The sequence below is a fragment of the Spiroplasma syrphidicola EA-1 genome, from assembly GCF_000400955.1.
In the GTDB taxonomy this organism is placed as follows: domain Bacteria; phylum Bacillota_I; class Bacilli_A; order Mycoplasmatales; family Mycoplasmataceae; genus Spiroplasma; species Spiroplasma syrphidicola.
Genome location: NC_021284.1, coordinates 254,381 through 278,410, shown reverse-complemented (window position 1 = coordinate 278,410; position 24,030 = coordinate 254,381). Strand labels below are relative to the sequence as shown.

The following is a 24,030-nucleotide window of genomic DNA, read 5'->3' as shown; positions in this document are numbered from 1 at the left end:
AGAAAATATGCTATCATACAAATTTCATAACCTATAGTATCTTAAGATTGACAAGACGTAGAAACGCTAGTTCATCTTACTAGCATATATAAGTTTTTATTTAGTTATAAATAAAATATAACTTATCTCTCGTTATTTTGCAACTAAATTAGCCGATAATAAAAAATAAAATCTTAAACCGATTTTATTTTTTATACTTCAATAATTTTACTATTTGTTGCTTTGGCATAATGATCAAAGACTTTATTATTGGCTAATTCTTCTTCTGATAACACTAAGTTATATGAATAATAATGGTTTAAGACTTTGGTCATATGATGTTTATTAATTGGACATACTATTATTAAGTTACTGATATCTAAAAAACTATTTTTAATAATTTCTAAGGTATCCTTAATCGTATCAGCTTTACAAGCATCAATATTATCTAAAAAAATAATCGTTTTCTTTTGTACTTCTAAATTACTAATATCGGAAGCCGGAGTAAATGGTAATTTTGAAGCAAAAATATTAATTACTTTCATTCGCATTTTTTTATTCATATAGACTTTATAATTCGCTAAAGAAACTAATCGCCCAATTAATAATGAGCCATACTCATGGTGGCGATTTTGTTCAAGCTTTTGGCAATCAACATAAGAACTATTATAAGTTTTATCTTCTTCATAATACTGTCAACAATGGGATAAAATAGCATCTTTTTTAATATTTGAATCAATAAATAAGATGTTCTCCGCATCATTATTATTAATCATCTCCCCAATTGTGTTAATAATTATTGTAATTGCTTGCTGAGTTTCTCCATCTGGATTTATTTTTGTTTTTAAAAGTTCTTCATTAGCATCATATTTTGCTCTTTTTAAATTAGTTTTTCATTGGGAAAATAAGTAAATTCAATAGCACAGTAAGAACACTAAATAACCAAAAATTGCTAAGCCAAAAAACAATCAATTGGCTCAACTCGTCATAACTTCATAAAAAATATCATAAGCACTATTAAATAAATTCATCGCTTTATTCCGCCTAACTAATCAATTATTAATTGTTACTATTGTTTTATACTTATATATTATATTATTATTTTCCAAAGATTACTAGTAATCCACCATTTAACAGATCAGCAAGATTCAAAATAAAAAGATGTTAATTTTTTTAACATCTTTTAAAGGTTATGATACTGTTGATATACCATTCAATATTCATAACCTCCCGCAAGGTTTTTAACTTTTTTAAACCCATGCGCTTGTAAAATTAAAGTTGCATTATATGAGCGAGCCCCTGAACGACAATGAACCAAATATTTTTTTGTCAAATCTAATTCCTTAATACGATAACGTAATTGATCTCACGGGATATTAATTGACCCTGGAATTTGGCCCATCGCCGTTAGTTCTCCTGGTTTACGAACATCTAAAATTGTTCACCCTTGTTCTAGTAAAGTTTCAACATCTTCCACAAAAGCAATTTGATAACTTTCTTCTAGAACAAGTCGCCCTGCTCGCCCAGCCATATTAATTACATCAAAAGAATTATCAACAACAGGATTATAAGCAACTTGATATTCAACTAAATCAAAAACTGTTTGTTTGGCATACATCACAATTGCTAAATAGGTAATTCGTTTTTCGGTGCTTTCTGGTCCAACAGCTTGAGCTCCTAATATCACACCTTCTTTAGTAAACAAGAGTTTTAATCAAATAAATTGTCCTCCTAGTAATCCTAGTTTATTTTGCTTAGCCACAACAACTTTGTGATATTTAATTTCTTCTTTTTGCAATTGTTTTTCTGTTTTACCAATCGATGCAATTGTTGTTTCAAAAATACTAATAGCATTTGTTCCTTGGCTACCCTTATATTCATCGTTAATTTGATAAATATGATTTGCGGCGACTATCGCTTGGCGAGAGGCCGGAGTCGCTAAAGCAATTCGCACAGGATTCCCCGCTAGATCAAATGTTTCAGCAATATCACCAATTGCATAAATATCTTTAATATTAGTTGCTTGATATTTATCGGTTTTTATCCCTCCAGTTGTTCCGATCACAATCCCATTTTGACGATAAATTTCTACTTCCGGGCGAACTCCAATTGTTAAAAATGTTAAATCCGTTTTAATTTTCTCCCCATCCGCTAAAACAATTGTCTTACCATTATCTGCAAAACTTGCTAAACTTTTTTGCAATTTTAAGGTAATTCCTTTTTCTAATAAGGCTTTATGTCCTCAAGCGGCAATATCTTTATCAACAGTTAAAAATAATTGATCTTGGGCATCAATAATTGTGACATTTTTAACCCCTCTAATTTTAAAATTTTCCGCAATTTCAACGCCAATAAAACCACCACCAACAATGACAACATCCTCAGGTTCACCATGTTTTTTAAGATATTCATCAACTGCTAAAATATCATCAGGAGTTTTTAGGGAAAAGACATTATTACTTTCTGCTAACCCTGGAATATTTGGTCGTAAGGCAGGGGCCCCCGCCGCAATAATTAAAACATCATAATTATCGCTAAATTCTGTCCCTGTTAATAAATTTCTCACCTTAATCGTTTTTGTTGGAACATCTAAGGCAAATACTTCATGTTTAACAAACACATCAAAATTATAATTAGTTTTTAACGCTTCGGGGGTATTTAGAATTAGGCTATCAAAATTTTTGATTTTATGAGAAAAATAATATGGCAACCCACAATTTGAATAAGACGCAAACCCTGATTTTTCATAAACAGTAATTTGAGCTGTTTCATCTAACCGACGGCATTTTGCCGCAGCACCAGCCCCACCAGCACCTCCACCAATAATAACAATTTTTTTCATAAGATAATTTCTCCTTTGCAAATTAGTACCTTTGTAATCAATAATTGCTTACTAATATCTTTATTATAGCAAAATATTTATTTTCCTAATATTTTGCTATAAAAGGAAAAGAAAAAATCAGAAGATACTATTCTGATTTTATTACTGGTTTTTTACTTTTTTTCACATGACGATAAAGATAATATCCTCCAACACCACTGGCAATAATAACAACGGTTGGAATTAAAGTAGCTAATAAAATAATAAGCCACTGATTATGTTTTACTGGCATATTTTGACTAAATGCTTTACTAAAATCTAAGACTGTACTATTTTTACCATATCAATTAAGCGCTGTTGTAATATCTTGAGTAGTTGGAAAAATAAATTGAATAATTTGCGGCGTGGCTTGCGCTTCATAAAACGTTTGAACTGATGTTGATGTTCCAAACATATAATATGCAAATTTAGTTTCTACATTTAAATCCGTTATAAAGGTATCTGTTAATGGGAAAACTTCAATTGGTACTTCTTGGGGAACAATATGAAATCAATCGCTATAATCATTTACTGTTTTTTTAACAGTTTCTGTTAATTTATTAAGGTTACTTTGTTTTTCACGCGGATGAGGTTTATATAAAATATTTACTTGCCCATAATTTTGATGAAACTTGTTATAATTATCCACAATTACAGCTGCTTCATTCGCTAAAGCTGTCGCCTCGCTCATTAACGACCCAGAGTAAACAATATTTTTTTTATCAGTTGTATATGAAAAATCAAACTTATTTAAGTTATAAGCTGTTTTAAAAATGTCTTGCGTTTCTGGGGTCATGGCTGTTCAGGCTTGGTGCAACCCTGTCCCAATTTCATTTCAAGCTCGTGGTGAAGTTGTTCCCTCTAAATAATATTGGTCTGTTGCAACTCAACTATTAACTTTATTAAAGCCTTGACCAAAATTTGTAATGGCTGGTAAATACTGACTAGCCCCTTTTAAATCTTTACTACTATAATCAGCTGTTGTTTTTTCCCCAGTAAAAAGACTTTGTCAAATTTCACTATAATAATCTTTTGTACTGTCCGATAACTGATTTAGATATTGTTGTGTTTTTGCCGTAAAACCGAAATGGCCAACACCATCAGTTGGAAAGGTAATTGAATCAATTAATGACCATGATGCTGATAAATCAGTAATCATTTGCGTTGGTCGAATTTGTCCTAAGGCAAAATCTTCAATATAGACATCCATTTTCTGGTCTGGTTGTAATTTATCTTTTACCGCTTTTAAATCTTGGTCAGTAATATATTCTTGTGTTTGTGAGCGACCAAAATGAAAATTTGGAAAGTGAGCTGTAATTGCTGATCAATTAATTGTTCCAATGGCATCACTATCTTTAATCCCCGGACTTAAATAAAAATAAACTTCTTTCTTGGAATTTTGGGCAGTTAATAAGGCCGATAATAGTTCTTGAATCGCAATAAAAGCCCCATTACGTCCAATAAAATAAACTGAAATATTGTTTATTTTATTGTCTGATAAATTTTCTTTTACATTATCTAATATTCCTTGTCCTGCGCGGGGTGCTTTTTGTTCTAATGTTTCTTGTTGAAAGGCTGGAATTTGCCCCGCAAAGCTACTAGTTAACATACTAACAGCTCCTGATATTAATAATAATTTTTTCATTTTTATTGTTCTCCTTGATAGTAATTTTTCATATTTTTGAATTCAATAAGAATAAATTTTTTTTATTCTAAATTTTCTGCAACCATTGTTTTAATTGGTTGATAAGTTTTGCGATGAATTGCAGTATAACCATGTTCTTTTAGCATTGCTAAATGGTGTTTTGTTCCATACCCTTTATTTTGGTCAAAATGATACTGGGGAAATTGCTGGTGATATTCTTGCATTAAATTATCCCGATAAACTTTTGCCAAAATTGAGGCAGCGCCAATTGTTTGTGATAAATTATCCCCATCAATAATTGCGATATAGTTAAACTTAGCATCAATTTTTTCAGCATCTGTTAAAATTAAATCTGGCTTAACAGATAATCTTGAAATTGCTCGTTCCATTCCAACAATACTTGCTCGTTTTGGATTTAAATCTTCCACTTCTTTGACCGACATTACAATAATTTGATAACTTATTGCCACGTTAATAATTTCATCATATAATTCGAGTCGTTTCTTTTCTGATAGTTTTTTACTATCTTTAATCGCTGGATTGTGATAATCTCGTGGAAGAATAACAGCCCCCACTACTAACGGTCCTGCTAAACAACCCCGGCCAGCTTCATCTGTCCCTGCTAAATATTCAATTGGTTGATTGTCTTTTAAAAGGTCTTGTTCAAATTTATTCATTGTTTTCCTTTAGTGGACTTTCAAACGATACTAGTCCTAATTGGTTATTTCAAAGGTGGTTTAAAAAATCGTTCACAATCCGATCAATATTATCCTCACTTTTAACTTTAAATTTATTTGTTTGCATTTCTAACATTAAATTAAAGACCGTTACTTCATCATCAAGATTAACGTCCGGATTATAGGTTAATTGGTAAATCTCTTTTAATGGGGCAAAATAATGCTGATAAAAAAACTTTAATGCTCCAAAGGCAACTTCTTCTTTTGGTAAAATATCTTCTTTAATTGATCGCGTAAAGGCGAGATTTAAAGCGACTTGGGGATCATCAAATTTTGGTCATAAAATCCCCGGCGTATCAACTAAATCAATTTGTTCATTTAATTTTAATCATTGTTGGCCCTTTGTGACCCCTGGCTTATTACCAACTTTAGCTGATTGGCGCTTAATTAACGCATTAATAAAAGTTGATTTCCCCACATTTGGAATCCCAATAATTAACACTTTAAGTTTTGGATTTTTAATTCCTCTTGTCAGCGCTTTATTAATTTTTGGGGCTAAAACTTCATAGATCTTTGCAATAATTTCTTTTTTAATTTGTAAATCCTTACTATTTAAAGTAATTGCCATTTGCCCGTGTTGTTGATAGTAATTAATTCATTTTGCTGTAATTTTGGGGTCGGCGAGATCTTTTTTATTTAAAATCATCAGCTTTGGTTTATTAGCAAAAATCTTATCAACTAAAGGGTTCCGTGATGAGTTCGGAATCCGACTATCAACAATTTCAATTACTAAATCAATTAACTTATTCTGTTCATCTAATTGGCGAATTGTTTTCGCCATATGACCAGGAAACCAATGAATATTTGCTCTCATATTACCCCTCAAACTTTCTTACTTTAATTATAACGAAATAAAAAAATCCTTACAAAATTATAAGGATTTTTTTTCATAATCACTAACTCATTCAAGCGTTACTTTATTTATGCGCTTAGCACTAATAAAATCTTCAAAAAAGTTGGTACAAGCCTCTGTTAAATCAGAAATTTCGTTAATTTGGATTCCTTTGGTAATCGCCATAATTTTAATTAAGCATTTAACAATGTCATTAACCTTAATTGCTTCTTTTGGCGTTAGACCATAGCCTTCCTCTAATTTCTTTTTATATTTTTTAACTAAAAATTCAAATAATTTTACAGCAACACTTTCCTCATTACCTTCAACAGTAAAGATACCTAACATTTGAGTATGTCAATATACCTCTTGGTCAAAGGGATTTAACGGTGTGATATCAGGGGTTACCATAATTTCAACATCAGGAAAGCGTGTTGCTTTCGATTTTCAGTATAAGTTGCTTGGGATACCATCAGCTAATTCTGGTAAATTGAATAAATTCGCCAATACCAGAGTTCGTAAACTATTTGGTAGTCCAATTATTAAGATTTTTTTATTTTTAAGTTTTATTAATTCTTCAGCTCAATCACTGTTAAGAAATTCTTGGTTATCTTCTAGCAATAATTTATCGGTATCAAGAATTTGACACTTGATTCCGTTGTTGTTATAAAATTCAACCCAAGCTTCTGTTTGCTTGGCGTCTGCTCTGTGCGGATTTGTTAAAAATATTAGTCGTTTTTTATTCCCCAAAGCATGGTAATCCAATAAATTTGCCCCAGAAATGGGGATTCTGGCGTCCACAATTTCAACGACAACATCCATTTCCTTTGCTAAATCTAAAATCTTTTTACTAGTTTTAATAAATTTAGAGGACACTAATTCACCTTGTTCTGCGTGCATAACTAATATACCTCCTCGTGATATTAAATTATTGTCGAATAATATGCAATTTTTTCTTTATTGTGACATATTATTTTTTTCTTGGATTAATAATTTCTTTAATACGAGCAGCTTTACCTTGACGATCTCTCATGTAGTAAATTCTTGCGCGACGTACTTTCCCATATTTAACAACTTGAATCTTTTCGATTAAAGGTGAATGAATTGGGAAGTTTCTTTCAACACCAGTTCCATTACTAATTTTTCTAATTGTTACTGATTTTGTAATTCCACTACCTTGTAATTTAATTACAACTCCTTCAAAAAGCTGGATTCTAAATTTATTTCCTTCTTGAATTTTGTAATGGACTTGAATAGTATCTCCTGATGAAAATTCAGGTAAATCATTACGAAGTTGACTGATTGTTACTTCATCTACTAAACGCATATTCATAATCTTTGTTTCCTTTCTAATTTTCTTTTTGTTCTAATTCTGCTAACCATTTTTGTTGCAGTTCAGATAATTTTTTATCTTTTAATAAATCTGGTCTTTTGTAAAAGGTTTTTTCAAAAGCTTTAAATTCCCGTCATTGGGCAATATTTTGATGATGACCACTTAATAATACCGCTGGTACTTCATGGCCTTCAAAAGTAACTGGTTTCGTATAAACCGGATAGTCTAATAACTCTTCGGAAAAAGAATCATTTTGATGGGATTCTGGATTAATAACATCTGTTGCTAATCGGGCAATACTATCAATTACGACCATGCTAGCTAACTCTCCCCCTGTTAAGACATAATCTCCCAAGGAAAGTTCTAAATCCACATAATGTAAAATTCTTTCATCAAAACCTTCGTAGTGACCACAAATTAAAATTAAATCAGCCTTATCATTGGCCAAATTAACGGCCATTTTTTGTTGGTAAGTTTGTCCTTGGGGGGTTAATAAGACAACAAGACTATTGCTTGTTTGATGAGCCCGAATTGCTTTTACCAAAGGTTCAAGCATTAAGACCATTCCTTGCCCCCCACCATATTGATAATCATCAACTTGATGGTGTTTACCAACACTATAATCACGAATATCAACAATTTCAATCGCAATTAACTTTCTTTCAAGGGCTTTTTTAATAATTGATGTCGTCACAAATCCGGCAAACATCTCTGGGAATAAAGTTAAGACTGTAAATTTTTTCACATTAAATCACCTTATCTAATATTACCCTTTCTGTTAGTTCATCAATTGCTTGAACATATTCTTTAACAATTGGAATTAACATTATTTGATCATTGTCCAAACCTTTAATTCGGAGAACCGGATGAGCTTTTGTTTCTAACTGGTCAATTACAGTACCAATTATTTCATCATCTTTGATTACTTGATATCCAATCAATGAAGTTAAGACTGGAACATCACCAATATCATCTTTTTTAAAATAGACATCACAACCTTGGAATTTAGTAACATCATTAATATTACGATATTCTTTTAACCGCATGACTAATTTATCAATTGTTCCAAATACTTTTTCAACGGTTACGGGGTTAAAAATTTCACCAATTTTAATAAACGCTAATTTATTATCAACAGTTGCGTAAGTTTTAAGATTAATTAAACTTATCACTTTTAACTCCCCTTTAATTCCATGGGGCTTTTTGATTGTAAAAACTTTAATTAAATTTTCCATAAATATGTCCTTATTCTAATTAATTTTAATATTGGTCCCAAATAATAATTAATCTGATGAATTTAGCGAAATGCTATTTTCCTTTTTTTGGTTTGGCACTATCTTTTTTAACTGCTTGTTTTTCGTTATGTAATTTTGTCATTAGACCTGCTTTACTTAATAAATTACGAACAGTATCAGTTGGTTGCGCCCCATTTTGTAGTCATTTAAAAGCAATTTCTTGATCAATTTTTACATCCCCATTAATTGGGTTGTATGTTCCAATTAATTCAATGTATTCACCATCACGTTTGACACGAGCATCAATTGCAACAATGCGATAAAAAGCTGCTTTCTTTTTACCTGTTCTTTTTAAACGTAGTTTTACCATACTAAATATCCTTTCTAAAAATCTCTGCTGTTAAACTATAAAACTTAACATCACTATATATTCTACCGAAATAAAAAAAAGTGTCAAGCACTTTTACTTAACATTTTTTTGAGAATCGGTAATTAATCCGTTATTATCATAACTTTTACTTAAATTAATTAAAGTAGCCGGAATAAATACTTTTTCATTTTTAATTGGCAATGGTTTTGTATTAATCCCAAAAACCTTTTTATTTACTGTCATATTTAAGGTTTCCCCTTTATTCCGTCTAAATAACATATTGTTTATTCATAAGTAAATATATTGTAACCCAACAAATAAAACCAGAATACAAATAAAGATTAACGCTAAGATTAAAATCCCATTTGGTTGGTAAATATTTAAAAAGAAGTAGGGAAATCACGTTCCTTCTGGGCGATGATCCATTTGGCGGAAAATCCCCCGAATTAAAATCACAACAAAATATAAAACAGGATAAACTAAAATTAATCATAATGATAATTTATAGTGGTTGCGGATGTTATATTGGCTTTCTCCAGCGGTTAAAATATAACTCAAAATCATACAGAATGGAATCACTAAGTGTAAAATTATCGTTGAAGCCCATTCATAAGAACTATATGAAGTATTTGTTTGGGTATTGGTAAAAATCCCAAATCAAAAAACAAGCATTGTTACTGTAATATATGTTACGACAGCTAATTTAATCACATCTGATGGGCGACTATTACGGAATTTTGATTCAAATAAATAACCTAAGAAATAAGCCGCAACAATATAATTACTTTGCGTTGTAAAAAAAGCATAATAATTTGACACGCGTTCTGCATATCCTAAATCAGCGTTCAGTCCTGAAGGGTTGGTAATTGTTAAAACTAGATCAAAGATTAAAAAGAATACCACTAATAGTAAGGCCCCTAATCTAAATCAAAATAATATCTTATTATTTCACTTTAACATTTCTTCCTCCTAATATTTTCTCAAAATATTAATTTCTACCGTTATTATAGCATAAAATGACTAGCAGTCTTCTTAGCTTAATTTTAAATTTTTAATTAAATCTTTTGAGCAATCAACACAAGCCAATGATGGAAAAACATCACCATTCGAAACAAATTTTGTTCCAATTGGATTAAAGAATTGATGACAAACATCACATTCTTGTAAGCCTTTTTGCACTTGTAAAAAACAATTATCACACATATTTAAATTGTTTTCGCGGGCAAAGTATTCATGACAATGGGTACAAATTCCAACAACACTTTTAACTTGCGCTGTTTCTCATTTTGAAAATTCATAACGATCATCTGCTGGAATATAATTAAATACTTGTAAAATTCAGCGATTATCTTTTGGGACTTTTTTTCCATCAATTGTTACTTTTGTTAATAAATATTTAACTGTTTGTTCTGCTGTTGTAAAAACTTTAACAACTTTTTCACTACGACGTTTATTGGGGTCTTCGACATAAAAAATAACATATAGATTTTTTTGGATATTCATTATTTCCCCTCCCTTTTCATTGGTTGTTTTTGATAGTTTTGTTCGGCACATTTAAAACAAATTTTGTATTTGTGGCCTTCATAAATTAATTCCCCATATAATTCGCGGGCAAAATCATCACGAGTTAGACGTTGTTTTTTACATAAATCACATTTAAATGTTTCTAAACCAATTAATTCATTTTCACATTCTGAACAAATTTTATCAGAATTTAGTTTTTGTTTAATTCGATTACACTGTTTACATAACAATAAGTCATTAATAAATTCCCCTGTTAAGCGTTTGTTAAATTCATAACTTTCATTAGCATCATCATAACTATAAACCAAACAAAATGAAATTTGTTTCACAATGTCTTCGTTATATTTATTATCTAAATAACAATCTTGTAAAGCTAAGACAGCATCTTCTTCTGAGCGACAAATGCAACGGATTTCTTGATTAATTCCATTACTGTCAAAAATAAAATAATAATTTCAGATCATATTTTCCTCCTGGTTATTTAACCTCTTTCCTACTAATTATAACATTAAGGGGGGGGAAACTGAAAAAACCCTTTACAAAAAGGGTAGCTTTATCATATTTTTTCTAATTGCATAACTAGAAAAATCTTTATTACATATTTATTTAAATTATTTTAATTTGAAAAAATTCTTAAAATTTTGGCCGCCAATAACTTTGGATTATTAGCTAATTCTTTTCTTATTTTAGGATTATCAATAATTAATGATAAAAACTCACATACTTTTCCAGGATTAAATGAATTAAGTTTGGTAATAAAATCATTTACGTCAATTTTCAACGCAATTAATAGGGCTAATAATTTACTTCAGCTAGTTGCTGAGCAATTATTCTCAATTCGACAAATCGTTGATTGCTGTAACCCTGATATCTCCGCTAACTCTCGTTGCGTCAAACCTCGCGTAATCCGTAATTGTTTAATAATTTCGTTCAAAAAAATCCCCTTTCTTTCCTTTTTTTGTCCCAAAATAAAGGCAAAGTAATTAAGTTGTTCCTAACTATGCAATACAACGATTATAGCATAAAAAAATTTTATTATTTAATAAAATTCTTTTACAGCATATTTCAATTTTAGAATAATAAGTTTTTTGGTGTTCGGGGGAACGGAATTACATCCCGAATATTTAAAATTCCTGTTACATACATCACTAATCGTTCAAAACCTAAACCAAAACCAGCGCTTTTGTAGTAACCATATTTTCGTAAATCTAAGTATCAATCTAATTCCTCAACCGGAACATTCATTTCGTGGCAGCGAGCAATAATTTTGTCATAGTTGCTTTCTCGTTCACTACCTCCAACTAATTCCCCAATTCCAGGAACTAGTAAATCACAGGCAGCGACTGTTTTATTATCTGAATTTACTTTCATATAAAAAGCCTTAATATCTTTTGGATAATCAGTTAAAAACATTGGTTTTTTACTAATTTCTTCACATAAAAATCTTTCATGTTCAGTTTGTAAGTCCATTCCTCAGAAAATATCTTTATTTTCAAACGGATGATTATTATTTAAAGCTGTTGTTAAAACATCAATTGCTTGCGTATATGTCATTCTATCAAAGGCACTATCTTTTAAAGTTGTTAAACGTTCTAATAGTGTTGGATCAACTGTTTCATTTAAAAATGTTAACTCAGCAAAATTATGAGCAAATAAATAATTTATAATTGCTTTAATCATTTCTTCAACTAAATCCATATTTTGGCTTAGATCATTAAACGCTACTTCTGGTTCAATCATTCAAAACTCCGCACAGTGTTTTGTTGTATTTGAATTTTCCGCTCGGAACGTTGGACCAAACGTATATACTTGACCAAACGCTTGGGCAAACCCTTCGGCATGTAATTGCCCTGAAACGGTTAAACTAGCTTTTTTGCCAAAGAAATCTTCCGCATAATTGCCATCACTACGAGTAGTAACAATAAAAGCTTCCCCTGCTCCTTCGGCGTCATTACCAGTAATAATTGGGGTATGAACATAAATAAAATTTTTTTGATTAAAAAACTTATGAATGGCAAAAGCACAGCTACTACGAATCCGGAAAACAGCATTAAAAGTGTTTGTTCGAGCGCGTAAATGAGCAATTTCTCGTAAATATTCAAATGAATGTTCTTTTTTTTGAACGGGACTATCTTCTGTTGCTTCATCTAAAATTTCAATTGCTTGCGCTTGAATTTCAAATGGTTGTTTTGCTGTTGGCGTTAAAATAAACTTCCCAGTTACTTTTACCGCTGAAGAAAGCTTAATTCCTTCAATTTCAGTAAAATTTGCAACCTCAGTTGGTTTATAAACAACTTGAACATTTTGAAAAGCCGAACCATCATTAAGAACTAAAAAACCTAACTTCCCATTATTACGGTTTGATTTAATTCAACCCCCAACAGTAATAACTTCATCATTTGCTATTTTATTATTAAACAAATCAACAATCTTAATCATATTTCTCCTTTTTCCTAAAATTTAATTATCGCTTCTAAGGCTAATTCCATCATTTTTTTAAAATTATTTTGGCGTTCTGCCGCTGTTGTGACAGCCCCACTAATAAAAGAGTCAGAAATTGTTAATAAACAACCCGCTTTTTTATTTAAAGCCCGAGCATTAGCAAATAGGGCAAAAGATTCCATTTCAACGCAAAGCGCGTCATATTCTTTATTAATTTTTTTTCAATCATCAGGGTTTTGACGATAGAAAACATCAGAAGAATGAACACGAGCATTTTTAAGCTTTAACCCTAACCCTTGCGCTGTTGTTGTAATTAAATCAACAACCTCTGAAGATGCGGATAATACTTGATCATCAAGCCCAGCAACAATTTTCGCATAATTATTTTCCCCATATGCTGAAGTAACATTAACTAAATCATAAACATCTAATTCACTAACATAACTTCCAGCTGAACCAATTCGAATAATACATTCAACATCATAAAACTTAAATAATTCATATGAGTAAATCCCAATACTAGGGCAGCCCATTCCACTTCCAGCAATTGTAATTTCTTTCCCATGGTATGTTCCTGTATACATAAACATATTACGAACATCATTTACTAATCGATAATTATCTAAAAAATTTTCGGCAATAAATTTTGCCCGTAATGGGTCCCCTGGCATTAAAACAATTTTAGCAATATCTTTTTTTTCCGCATTAATATGTGGTGTCATTTTGTTCCTTCTTTCTTTCTTTGCTTTTTATTAATATCATTTTACTATCAAGTTGCTAAAAATGATAGTTCTTTAAGCATTATCGGTATTTTTTTACAACTCTAATCATTCTTGCTTTATTATCAAGATATTCTTTTTCGCTATCAAGCGCCATAATATGTTGTAACAAGGTATCATTTCAATAAATCAATGGTAATAAACTTGATATCATTACTTCACTCTTATCATATAATGCCGAAGTAATAATCCCATAATTTAAATCAGCATAGCGACTAATATCAGTATTTAGTTTCGCTGTAACTGCAATAACATATGCGCCGCGGGCTTTCGCCTCTTTTGTGGCATTAATTAAAATACTGTTATGATGATCTAAACAAAAACAAATTAAAACATCATTTTCATTTAACGCCGCAGCTTTTAAAATAATATTTTCATCCGTTCCTGATAAAACATTTGTAAAAAAACCAAAATAAAATAACCGTGTTGATAATTCTTGGGCGGCTAATTCTGCCATTCCTAAACCAGCAATTGAAATTATTTTTGCTTTTTTAAATCAGCCAACAATTTTTTGCAACGTTGGTTTATCAAAAACTTGATTATTGCGTTGAATAATATCATGATAAAACTGGGAAATATTTTCAGTTGCATCGGCATTTAAATTGCTATTATTTAAACGCTCTTGTTCAGCAACTACCGCAATAACAAAATCACGATAACCTTGGAAACCTAACTTTTTAATTAACGAATAAATTGGTGAATAACCAATTCCGGTTGCTGTTGATAAATCTTCAATTTTAATTGTCCGTAGGTTATTAATATTTGCTTTCAGATAATTAACAATTTTTGTTTCTTTTTTGGTCAAACTACCTTGGATCATTGATAGTTTTGATAAAATTGAAATTGCTTCCATGAATTAGTAATCTCAACGATTTTCTTGTTTAGCTAAAACAAATTCACGATCAACAAAGCCTGAAGACCATAAACGATTAATTAAATCATCTGTGAAATACATTCAAGGTAATAATTTATTAACATAAACTTCATTGTCATTTAATTTTTGATTTGGGGTTGAAATAATATGTGTTCAATTAGCTAATTTAACAACTTTTGACATATCTTTTCCCGAAATTGCGACAATTGTTGCTTGATTGTCTTTTGCAATTGCTAAGGCTTTATTAACAGCTTCATTATCGCCAAATAATGAATAAGCAATAATTAAATCATTTTTTGTCATAAAACGAGCACGAACGACTAAATCTTCTTCATTTTCATCTAAATTAAAGGCATTAAAACCAAAACGATATAATTCTAATGCTAATGTTTGTGATAATGAATTTGTTGTTCCCATTCCAATCACAAAAATCCGATATGCCCCAGTAATTGCATTAACAGTTTGTCCTACTAACTCGTTATCAATCATTGTGTCATTTTGATTAATAATATCAAAATAGGTTTTCTTCATTAACTGTTCCATGTTACTCATATCTAATGATTTAATTTCAACATCTGCCGCAATTGAAATTAAAAAGTCTCGATATCCTTTAATTTGCATTTTTCGTAATAAACCATAAATTGCACTGTATCCAGTATCAACTTTTTGAGCTAAAACCTCAATATTCATTGTTGTTACATCGCGCATATTTTCACGGATGTATTTAATAATTTCTTTTTCTTTTTTTGTAAAATTTTTAGAATCAAATGTTTCTAAAATCGATAGAAATGATGCCATCGTTATAATTCTCCTTTTTTCCTATTTATTGTTATTATTTAAAATTTCTTGGTATCCTAATCGCCCAATCATTGCCCCATTATCGGTACAATATTCTAATTTTGGAACAACCGCTTTTACTCCTAAGGACTCTAACCCTAAAAAAGCTTTTCGTAAACTTTGATTAGCAGAAACACCACCAGCTAGCACAACCATTTTTGGCTGATATTCTTTAATTGCCATTGTTAATTTTTGCATTAAAGTATCAACACAAACTTTTTGAAATGTTGCACAAAAATCATTAATAGCTAGTTCTTCTCCCCGATTTCTAATTTTAGTAAGCAAATTAGCAGCGGCTGATTTTAAACCACTAAAAGAAAAGTTGTAACTTTTATCATTCAATGGTAACGGTAATTGATAGCGGTCGGGATTACCGGTTTGAGCTAATTGATCAATTACTGGTCCCCCAGGATAACTTAATCCTAACATTCGCGCCACTTTATCGTAGCATTCGCCAACGGCGTCATCAAGGGTTGAACCAAGAATTTCAAATTTTAAATGTCTTGTCATTAATATTAATTGTGTATGGCCCCCACTAACTAATAATGCTAATAATGGAAATTCAAATTGTTGGTCAATTGCCGCGCCATAAATATGGCCTGACAAATGATTTAGAGGTAATAAAGGAATTTCCAAATAAGTGCTTAATGTTTCAGCGGCAACTTTACCAATATGCAAGGCTCCAATTAAACCTGGAGTTGCTGTATATGCAATATAATTAATATCTGTGATTGCTATTTTGGCGTTATGAAGTGCTTGTGATAAAACATAACTTAAATTTTTTAAATGTAGACGTGATGCTAATTCTGGCACAACCCCTCCAAATTTTGTATGTTCTGCAATTTGCGACGAAATAACATTACTTAATACTTTTCCATCTGCTAAAACCGCAATACTTGTTTCATCACAACTTGTCTCAATTGCTAAAATGACCATATTTACACCTCATTTTTAATTATATACTAAATATTAAAACAATAAACTTTTTGATAAAATTTCAAAAAAAAATTAAAATTTCTAAAATTTTAATTTTTTATGAATTGTAATAACTATATAACTTTGTTATCTTTCATTATTTTTTCAATTCCGCTAATTGCTGCTTCTTCGTCTTCACCAGTTGCAACAATTTCAACTTCTGCTCCCTTGTGAATACCCAAGGCAATAATTGTCATAATTGATTTTAAATTACCACTTTTTCCTCCTGAAAAAATTGTAATATCCGATTTGTATTTTCCTGCTTCTCCTACAATTAATGCGGCTGGACGAGCATGCATACCAACTGGATCAATAATAATAGCCTTAAACGATGCCATTCAAATTTCCTCCTTAAATATAAATCTTAATGTCCTTAATAATTATATCAAAGAAATATAATTTTCAATAAAATATTCCGTTTTTTTATCCTTTTAATCATTAATTTTATAGCGTAATTCGACTGTCTCTGCTTTTTGGTCTGGATTATTAAGAACTGCAACTAATTTTGTTAACATTTCCGCTCAATCAATTACCATTGTTTTATCATTTTTTCAGGGTTGGTTAATATCTTCATTGTTACAAGTAATTGTTGCGACTGAAACAGGATAATTTGCTAGTTTTTTTAATAAAAACTGCGAATAATCCTCATAACAAATAACTGTTTCAATCTTATTATCAATAATTGCATTTGTTAAGTTAACTTCATCTGCTTCCCCATTTTTTTGTAAAACTAATTGTTGCGGGTTAATTGCCACTTCTTGACAAGCTTTGTAATAACCCCGATAAAACTCTTTATTATCATTCTCTTTTGTACTTAAAAATAAAATATTTTTAGCTTTAGCCAGTAAGTGCATTGTAAAATCATACATTAATTTTTCGTTATTAATAAAGAAAGTTGTTCACCCTGGACAGTTTTGACCAATTAAAATCGTTTGTTCTTTTCAAGGCTGTAAAAAATCAAGAATTTCTGTAATAAAACCATTTGCCACTGGTCAAAATAGAATTATTTTTTCAAAATTACTGTTAATTAATAATTTTAACTGTTGTTCATCGTGTTGTTCTCAGTTAGAAGTTAAGAAAATTGTATTAACGGCATACTCTTGATTTAGTAAAGAATTTAATAATTTCTGAAAAAGAGCAAAATAACTTGGGTTTAAATTAGTTGGTAATAAGAGATAAATTACTTTCGCATTTTCAGTTTTCTTTTCGTACTCATTTGTTTTTAAAATTGCCTCAATACGCTGAGCCATTTGAGGGCTAATCGAGCCACCACTAAAATAGCGTGAAATTGTCCCCACTCCACAGCCGGCAATTTTTGCTAACTCTTTATAATTACGAATTTTCATTTTCCCACCTCTTTTTATCCTTTTGTAATTGCCTTACTATCAGCTGAAATAATTTTTGAGCCGATTGGTGACGGAAAGACAATTTGAATATTTTGGGCAATAATTTTAACAACTACTCCTGTTCCAAATAATTCATGGTTAACGGTATCATTAATTTTTCACTTGTTTTTAGCTGCATCAGTTGCTTTACTATTTAAATATTTTTGAGAACCAAAATCTTCTAAACTAATTCTTCAATCCTTTTTAAAATTTTGGAACTTATCAATATATTTTGGTTCTGCTTTTGGTTGTTCACTTTCAATTAAATCAAAATAATTTTCATTTAACTCTTTAATAAAGCGGGATGGGAATCGTTCATTATTAGTAATATAGGAAAAGCCATCAGCATAACTAATAAATAATTGTTCTTTTGCTCTAGTAATCGCCACATAAAATGTTCGTCGTTCTTCTTCTAACTGGTTAGCCCCACCACGAATTGCTTGAGCCGAAGGGAAAATTCCTTCATTTAAACCAATGATGAAAACAACTTTTTTTTCTAATCCCTTAGCATTATGAATTGTCATTAAAGCAACGGCATCTTCTGAAACTAAATTATTATCATTGTCAGTTTGTAACGCCATTAATTGGAGATATTCATTAACTAAATCAATGCCACTTAAATCTTTATTTTGTTGATCAAATTTATTAATTGAGTTAAATAACTCTTTAATATTTTCAACCCGTTCTTCTTCAAAATTATCTTTTAAAAGCTGTAAGTAACCACTTTCTTGTAATAATTGGTCTAGAATCTCACCAATTGTTTTCTCTTCTCGCAACGCTGCTTGCCCAGCAATCAAAGCTCTTGTTAACGGTTCTAATTTATTTGCTAACCCCGTTCCTAATAATTCACGGTGTTTAATTAATAAGTCACTTCCTGTTAATTGTTCTGTCCCCATTAATTCAAAAACATTTTCCACCGCTTTTTCCCCGACTTTTGGAAATAATAATAACACCCGTTGTAACGCTAACGGATCATTATTAACTAATAAGCGTAAAAAAGATAGAGCATCCTTAATTTCTTTACGTTCATAGAATTTAAACGCCCCATAAATATGGTAAGAAATCCCATAGTCAGCTAAAGCTCCTTCAATATCACGTGATAAATAATTTGCGCGATATAAAATTAAAATGTCTTGGTAGCGTAATTCTTCATTTTTAACAAGGGTACGAATTTTGCTAGCAACAAATTCCGCTTCATCCCCACCACTATGACCGTGATATAAAATTGGTTTAATCCCACTTTGATTAACGGTAAATAATTCTTTTTTAATCCGATTCGGATTGTTCTCAATTAAACTATTCGCTAAATTTAAAATATTCTGACTTGAACGATAATTTTGATCAAGAATAACCGTTTCGGTATTTTTAAATTCGCGATCAAAATTTAAGATTAAACTAATTTTAGCCCCTCGTCATGAATAAATTGTTTGATCAGGGTCCCCAACAACCGTAATATTTTGTTGCTCTCCTGTTAATCACTTAATAATGCTAAATTGTAAATCATTTGTATCTTGGAACTCATCAACTAAAAAATAATCAAAACGACCTTGTCATTTTGCTAAAACTGTTAAATGATCACGAAATAATTGGTAAGTTAATAAAATTAAGTCATTAAAATCTAAGCTATTTAATTCTAATAAACGTTCTTGATAAAGTTTATAGACATGCGCTCAGCGACGAGCATTCGGATTATCACTGTTATTAGCACTTGCACTAGCTGGAGAAATAAAATCATTCTTTCAATTTGACAAGGTACTTTTTAATAACTTAGCTTCATTATTATCATACTTATAATCCATTTTTTTATAGATTGTTCGAAAAATACTATCTTGGTCTTGATTATCAATAATATTAAAATTACGATTATAGCCTAAAGTATCAATATCTTCGCGCAAAATACGCACACATAAGGCGTGATAGGTTGAAATACTACATTGTTTGCCATCAGGACCAATTAAGTCAATAATCCGTTCTTTCATTTCATTTGCGGCTTTATTAGTAAAAGTTACCGCACAAATTCGTCATGGTTTTAAATTAGCATATTTAATTAAATAAGCAATTTTATTAATAATAACGCGGGTTTTACCACTCCCGGCCCCAGCAATAATTCGAACAGGTCCTTTAATCGCTAAAACCGCCTCACGTTGGTTTGGATTCAAGTTTGTAATAAATTCATTTAACATTTTCTAAGCTCCTTTATATATAATATTAACCAATATTATGTTAGTTCATCAATTTCTTTTAACGCTTCATCCGTTAAATTTCCTGGCTGGTCTGTTCCTAAATGGACATGTTTTTTATCCCGATTAATCAGTTTTTTAACTGGTTTACTTGTAACTACCGCTTCTTTTGGTTTTATTTTAACAATCATTAATTTTGATTGCCGATCAAGTAAAATTTGATGGTCTTTATTAAAAATGACGGCAAAAACTAAACCTAGATATCATAAAAAATAAAATGTTACAACTATTTTCATAATAACAACGACAATTGGGGCATCAATTGTTTTATTTTTGAAAAGATCAATAATATTTATTTTAAAAATCATAATGCAGGCAAAATCAAATAATAATTCAATTAGCCACGGAATAAAAATAATTAACGTTTCCCGAACAAACAAGGCTAAAAAAGTTATTTTTTGATTTAAACAAATTAGTTTAATTCGCAAAACTCATTTACAAAAAGTTTTGCCACCCCACAAATATGGTACGATAATAAAGTAAAGAAATAAAAAAATAAAAGTTATGACAATTAATAAAATTGGCCCCCAAATCGCATAGGTCGGATTCCACTTCACCATTGTTATTGATAAGACTAACGGCAAAATACTGGCAATAATAATATCAAAAAAACGGGCTAAAATGATCCTTCACGGTGAGGCTAAAAGAAAATAATCTAGTTCCGAAGGTTCAGACTCTGTTGAAGGTAGTGGTTTTTTTACAGTTTGTTCATTAACTTCTGGTAAGTCATCAACTGTTTTTTGGGTAATAATTTTCATATTAACGTTAAAAACTCTTATCTAGTAAATTCAGAGCGTCATGCTTTAATATAACCTTTAATATCTTCAGCAATTATTCGGAATTTTGGTTCACTAATATTTTTTGCATATTTATTTTTCATAAACGACTTAATTCGGCGATCAACTTTATTTTCTGCACTATTAATTGCTTTAATTGCCAATTGTTTATTATGTTGTAAACGCACTAATCGTAAAAATGACACTAAACAGAAACGAACATAAGCATATTCTAATTCATCATAATATTCTTTATACAAACTATGTTCACGATAAAAGTTAAAAATATGAACTCATTGTTTTAATAAATCAAAAACACTGTATTTAACTTGTTCTAAATCATAGTCAGCTAAGATATCTTTAACTGCCACAACCCCATCAGCATAAGCTAAAACTTTATAAATAAAGAATGTTTCGTTGCGAGTATAATTAACAAAGTAAATTTGTTTTTTAATTAACATTTCGCGGTTAAAAGCTTTTGTATGCAATAAAGGATGCACGTATGCTAAAACTTCTTTATTTGTTTTTGGTGATAATAATTTATCAGTTGCTAAACGACTATAACTATTTTTCTTCAGATTAGCATATTGAATCCCAAATTCTAAAAGATTAATTGTTTTATTATTAGTACTAAATTCTGCTACTGTTTTTTTCAATGTTTCAACAAGATTTTCATGAAGAACTTCACCTTCTTTAACAAAAACAATATAATCGCCACTGGCATTATTAATTCCTGTATTCATTGAATATGAAAAACCTTGACTACGTAAATTGGTAATTACTTTGATTTGATTGTTAAATTGATAAAAATGTTCTGACATAAAGTCTAAAACAACTGATTTTGGTTGAAAACCAGTATCGTCAACTAAAATAACTTCAAAATCTTGTTCTGTTTGCGCCCCAATTGAACTAAGTGTTTTAATTAATTTAACTGGATTATTCTGCGCGACAATAAGAAATGATAAAAACATATAAACATCCTTCTCCTTTTTCATACCTTTATTATAACATTTTAAAGCTATTTTTTTATTGTCGAATGCAATTTTAGTAATTATCTTTGATTATGTTAATACTTCACAACCTTCATCGGTAATTAAAATTGTATGCTCAAAATGGGCACTATTTAAACGATTTTTTGAAACAGGCGTTCAATTATCACTAAGCATTTTAATCTCTTTTGTCCCAATTTGGACCATTGGTTCAATACAAATTGTCATCCCCGCTTGTAAACGCATCCCAACCCCAGCTGGACCACTATTGGGAATATGGGGATCTTCATGCAAATTACGGCCAATCCCATGCCCTGTAAACTCGGTTGGTAAAAAAAAGCCATTTTCTTCAACATAACTTTGGATTGTGGCACTAATATCCCCAATTCTAACTCCGGGTTTTAAAATCGCAATTGCTTTATCCAATGATGTTTTGGTAACCAAAACCAATTTTTCATCAATTGGATCTTTTGGACTCCCAACAATGACAGTAAAAGCCCCATCGGAATTATAACCTTGATAAGCACATCCTGCATCAACAGATACTAAATCGCCATCTTGAAAGGGACGATGATCAGGAATCCCATGGACTAAAACATCATTTAACGAAACACAAATTGAAGCTGGAAAATTGTATAAGCCTTTAAAATTTGGGACACAATCATTCGCAGCAATAATTTCTTCGGCTTTTTGATTTAACATTAATCCTGTTACTCCTGGTTTAATCATTGCTTTTAATTCTTCATGAATTAATTTTAGTGTTTCACAAGCTTTACGCATATAGTTAATTTCTTGTGTGGTTTTTATTGTTACCATCTTTTTCTCCTCTTTTCTCCTTTTAATTATAAAATAAAAAAACTAATGTTGCCATTAGTTTTTATACTAATTCGATAATTACCATTGGGGCATTATCGCCTTTACGATTATCTAACTTCAGAATTCGAGTGTATCCACCATTACGATTTTTATATTTTTTAGCGACACCATCAAATAATTTTTGTAATGCTGTTTCTTTTTCATTTGCATCAATATTACGTAAGAAACTTGCCGCACGACGACGTGAATGCAAATCTTGACGTTTTCCTAAAGTAACTAGTTTATCAACATGTTTACGTAATTCTTTTGCTCTTGTTTCAGTAACTTCTAGGCGTTCATGAATAATTAATTCTGTTGCTAAATTACGCATTAAACCATTTCTTCATGAAGTGTTTTTTCCTCTTTTTTGTTGATATGACATTTGAACTCCTCCTTACTAATCTCTTCTAAAGTGTAACCCTAATTGGGCAACTTTTTCTTTAATTTCTGTTAATGATTTTTTCCCTAAATTACGGATTTGTTGAATTTCATCTTCTGTTTTTGAAACTAAATCACGTAATGTATCAATTTTTGCTCGTTTTAAGCAATTTTGTGAACGTTGTGTAAACTCTAATTCATCAATACTACGATCTAATTCATCTTCTTCTGTTTCAGTTTCTGACGAAATAATTTGAGTTGCTTTAATAGCTTCATTTAAGTTAACAAAGAATTCTAAGTGTTCTGTTAAAACTTTCGCTGCCATTGCCACCGCATTAACTGGGGTAATTGAACTATCTGTTTGAACTTCTAATTCTAATTTTTCTAAATCAGCATTTTTCCCAACTTTTGTTGGTTCAACTTTGTAAGAAACTTTTTGAATTGGTGAATAATTTGAATCAATAACAATTAAATCAGCATATTTTTTTTCTTTTTTATTGTCATTAAATGATTTATATCCCCGTGAATTACGCGCATGTAATTCAATTTCTAAGCTTCCCCCTTTTGAAATTGTTGCAAGATGAAGACTTGGATTAACAACTTCAACACCGGCTGGTAAAATAATATCTTTTGCTAAAATTTCTCCTTCTTTTGTTGAAGAAATTTTTAAGATTACTGATTCTCCGTCAGGAATAATATCTTGGTTGATAATTAACACTAAATTTTTAATGTTTAAAATAATCTTTGTCACATGTTCAACAACCCCTGGGATTGCTGTAAATTCATGTGATGCCCCTTTAATCCGCACAGCAAAAACAGCTGCTCCTGGTGTTGCGGATAATAGTGTTCGGCGAATAGCATTACCTAAAGTTATCCCAAAACCACGTTCTAATGGTTCAACTAAAAATTTACCATAATTATTTGTCTTATCTTCAGCTTGTAATTTAAATTCTGGTCTAATAAATTGTTTCATTAAGTATCTATC

27 protein-coding genes and 1 riboswitch are annotated in these 24,030 nt (G+C 30.5%); all 27 genes read right to left on the bottom strand.

All coding sequences use genetic code 4. The features are described from left to right. Positions 1–14 precede the first annotated feature (14 nt). Positions 15–112, bottom strand: a riboswitch (purine riboswitch). Positions 113–191: 79 nt separating this feature from the next. Next, the gene (locus SSYRP_RS01335; RefSeq protein WP_016340511.1) at positions 192–1,010 is read right to left on the bottom strand and encodes a P-loop NTPase fold protein; all 819 of its coding nucleotides are present in this window, start codon (positions 1,008–1,010) and stop codon (positions 192–194) included. Between the two features lie 152 nt (positions 1,011–1,162). Then, positions 1,163–2,821, bottom strand: a complete 1,659-nt coding sequence (locus tag SSYRP_RS01330) for an FAD-dependent oxidoreductase (RefSeq protein ID WP_016340510.1) — start codon at positions 2,819–2,821, stop codon at positions 1,163–1,165. 127 nt (positions 2,822–2,948) lie between these two features. Further along, positions 2,949–4,484 carry a polysialyltransferase family glycosyltransferase gene (locus SSYRP_RS01325; protein WP_016340509.1) on the bottom strand — a complete coding sequence of 512 codons (1,536 nt, stop codon included), beginning with the start codon at positions 4,482–4,484 and terminating at the stop codon, positions 2,949–2,951. A gap of 62 nt (positions 4,485–4,546) precedes the next feature. Next, positions 4,547–5,161 carry a ribonuclease HII gene (locus SSYRP_RS01320; RefSeq protein WP_016340508.1) on the bottom strand — a complete coding sequence of 205 codons (615 nt, stop codon included), beginning with the start codon at positions 5,159–5,161 and terminating at the stop codon, positions 4,547–4,549. Next, positions 5,154–6,035: a ribosome biogenesis GTPase YlqF gene (ylqF, locus tag SSYRP_RS01315; protein WP_016340507.1), complete on the bottom strand. Its 882-nt coding sequence runs from the start codon at positions 6,033–6,035 to the stop codon at positions 5,154–5,156. The genes SSYRP_RS01320 and ylqF overlap by 8 nt, the downstream gene beginning before the upstream one ends. Positions 6,036–6,092: 57 nt before the next feature. Then, entirely contained in the window at positions 6,093–6,953 is an 861-nt protein-coding gene (locus SSYRP_RS01310) for a P-loop NTPase family protein (RefSeq protein ID WP_016340506.1), read from the bottom strand. Positions 6,954–7,023: 70 nt separating this feature from the next. Next, complete coding sequence (gene rplS, locus SSYRP_RS01305; RefSeq protein WP_016340505.1) at positions 7,024–7,386, bottom strand: 50S ribosomal protein L19; 363 nt, start codon at positions 7,384–7,386, stop codon at positions 7,024–7,026. 16 nt (positions 7,387–7,402) lie between these two features. Next, positions 7,403–8,131 carry a tRNA (guanosine(37)-N1)-methyltransferase TrmD gene (gene trmD / locus SSYRP_RS01300; RefSeq protein WP_016340504.1) on the bottom strand — a complete coding sequence of 243 codons (729 nt, stop codon included), beginning with the start codon at positions 8,129–8,131 and terminating at the stop codon, positions 7,403–7,405. A gap of 1 nt (position 8,132) precedes the next feature. Continuing rightward, on the bottom strand, positions 8,133–8,621 hold the full coding sequence (gene rimM, locus SSYRP_RS01295; protein WP_016340503.1) for a ribosome maturation factor RimM: 489 nt from the start codon (positions 8,619–8,621) through the stop codon (positions 8,133–8,135). A 73-nt stretch (positions 8,622–8,694) separates the two neighbouring features. Continuing rightward, positions 8,695–8,991, bottom strand: a complete 297-nt coding sequence (rpsP, locus tag SSYRP_RS01290; protein ID WP_016340502.1) for a 30S ribosomal protein S16 — start codon at positions 8,989–8,991, stop codon at positions 8,695–8,697. A 93-nt stretch (positions 8,992–9,084) separates the two neighbouring features. Continuing rightward, on the bottom strand, positions 9,085–9,951 hold the full coding sequence (locus SSYRP_RS01285; protein WP_016340501.1) for a Pr6Pr family membrane protein: 867 nt from the start codon (positions 9,949–9,951) through the stop codon (positions 9,085–9,087). A 72-nt stretch (positions 9,952–10,023) separates the two neighbouring features. Next, positions 10,024–10,494, bottom strand: coding sequence for a hypothetical protein (locus tag SSYRP_RS01280; RefSeq protein ID WP_016340500.1), 471 nt, complete (start codon positions 10,492–10,494; stop codon positions 10,024–10,026). After that, the gene (locus tag SSYRP_RS01275; RefSeq protein WP_016340499.1) at positions 10,494–10,979 is read right to left on the bottom strand and encodes a hypothetical protein; all 486 of its coding nucleotides are present in this window, start codon (positions 10,977–10,979) and stop codon (positions 10,494–10,496) included. The genes SSYRP_RS01280 and SSYRP_RS01275 overlap by 1 nt, the downstream gene beginning before the upstream one ends. A 152-nt stretch (positions 10,980–11,131) precedes the next feature. After that, positions 11,132–11,449, bottom strand: a complete 318-nt coding sequence (locus tag SSYRP_RS01270; protein ID WP_016340498.1) for a helix-turn-helix domain-containing protein — start codon at positions 11,447–11,449, stop codon at positions 11,132–11,134. Between the two features lie 137 nt (positions 11,450–11,586). Then, complete coding sequence (asnS, locus tag SSYRP_RS01265) at positions 11,587–12,954, bottom strand: asparagine--tRNA ligase (RefSeq protein ID WP_016340497.1); 1,368 nt, start codon at positions 12,952–12,954, stop codon at positions 11,587–11,589. Between the two features lie 14 nt (positions 12,955–12,968). Next, positions 12,969–13,679, bottom strand: a complete 711-nt coding sequence (gene deoD / locus SSYRP_RS01260) for a purine-nucleoside phosphorylase (RefSeq protein ID WP_016340496.1) — start codon at positions 13,677–13,679, stop codon at positions 12,969–12,971. Between the two features lie 79 nt (positions 13,680–13,758). Further along, positions 13,759–14,589, bottom strand: a complete 831-nt coding sequence (locus SSYRP_RS01255; protein ID WP_016340495.1) for a MurR/RpiR family transcriptional regulator — start codon at positions 14,587–14,589, stop codon at positions 13,759–13,761. Between the two features lie 3 nt (positions 14,590–14,592). Further along, complete coding sequence (locus SSYRP_RS01250) at positions 14,593–15,408, bottom strand: MurR/RpiR family transcriptional regulator (RefSeq protein WP_016340494.1); 816 nt, start codon at positions 15,406–15,408, stop codon at positions 14,593–14,595. 21 nt (positions 15,409–15,429) lie between these two features. Next, positions 15,430–16,383 carry a tRNA (adenosine(37)-N6)-threonylcarbamoyltransferase complex transferase subunit TsaD gene (gene tsaD / locus SSYRP_RS01245; RefSeq protein WP_016340493.1) on the bottom strand — a complete coding sequence of 318 codons (954 nt, stop codon included), beginning with the start codon at positions 16,381–16,383 and terminating at the stop codon, positions 15,430–15,432. A 113-nt stretch (positions 16,384–16,496) separates the two neighbouring features. Next, positions 16,497–16,760, bottom strand: coding sequence for an HPr family phosphocarrier protein (locus tag SSYRP_RS01240; RefSeq protein ID WP_016338638.1), 264 nt, complete (start codon positions 16,758–16,760; stop codon positions 16,497–16,499). A gap of 93 nt (positions 16,761–16,853) precedes the next feature. Next, entirely contained in the window at positions 16,854–17,768 is a 915-nt protein-coding gene (locus tag SSYRP_RS01235; protein ID WP_016340492.1) for a helix-turn-helix domain-containing protein, read from the bottom strand. Between the two features lie 14 nt (positions 17,769–17,782). Next, positions 17,783–19,990 carry an ATP-dependent helicase gene (locus SSYRP_RS01230; RefSeq protein ID WP_016340491.1) on the bottom strand — a complete coding sequence of 736 codons (2,208 nt, stop codon included), beginning with the start codon at positions 19,988–19,990 and terminating at the stop codon, positions 17,783–17,785. A gap of 35 nt (positions 19,991–20,025) precedes the next feature. Further along, positions 20,026–20,805, bottom strand: a complete 780-nt coding sequence (locus SSYRP_RS01225; protein ID WP_016340490.1) for an RDD family protein — start codon at positions 20,803–20,805, stop codon at positions 20,026–20,028. 17 nt (positions 20,806–20,822) lie between these two features. Next, positions 20,823–21,794, bottom strand: coding sequence for a glycosyltransferase family 2 protein (locus SSYRP_RS01220; RefSeq protein WP_016340489.1), 972 nt, complete (start codon positions 21,792–21,794; stop codon positions 20,823–20,825). Between the two features lie 90 nt (positions 21,795–21,884). Continuing rightward, entirely contained in the window at positions 21,885–22,628 is a 744-nt protein-coding gene (map, locus tag SSYRP_RS01215) for a type I methionyl aminopeptidase (protein WP_016340488.1), read from the bottom strand. Between the two features lie 61 nt (positions 22,629–22,689). Beyond that, entirely contained in the window at positions 22,690–23,049 is a 360-nt protein-coding gene (gene rplQ, locus SSYRP_RS01210; protein WP_016338632.1) for a 50S ribosomal protein L17, read from the bottom strand. A 15-nt stretch (positions 23,050–23,064) separates the two neighbouring features. After that, positions 23,065–24,018, bottom strand: coding sequence for a DNA-directed RNA polymerase subunit alpha (locus SSYRP_RS01205; RefSeq protein WP_016340487.1), 954 nt, complete (start codon positions 24,016–24,018; stop codon positions 23,065–23,067). Positions 24,019–24,030: the final 12 nt, after the last annotated feature.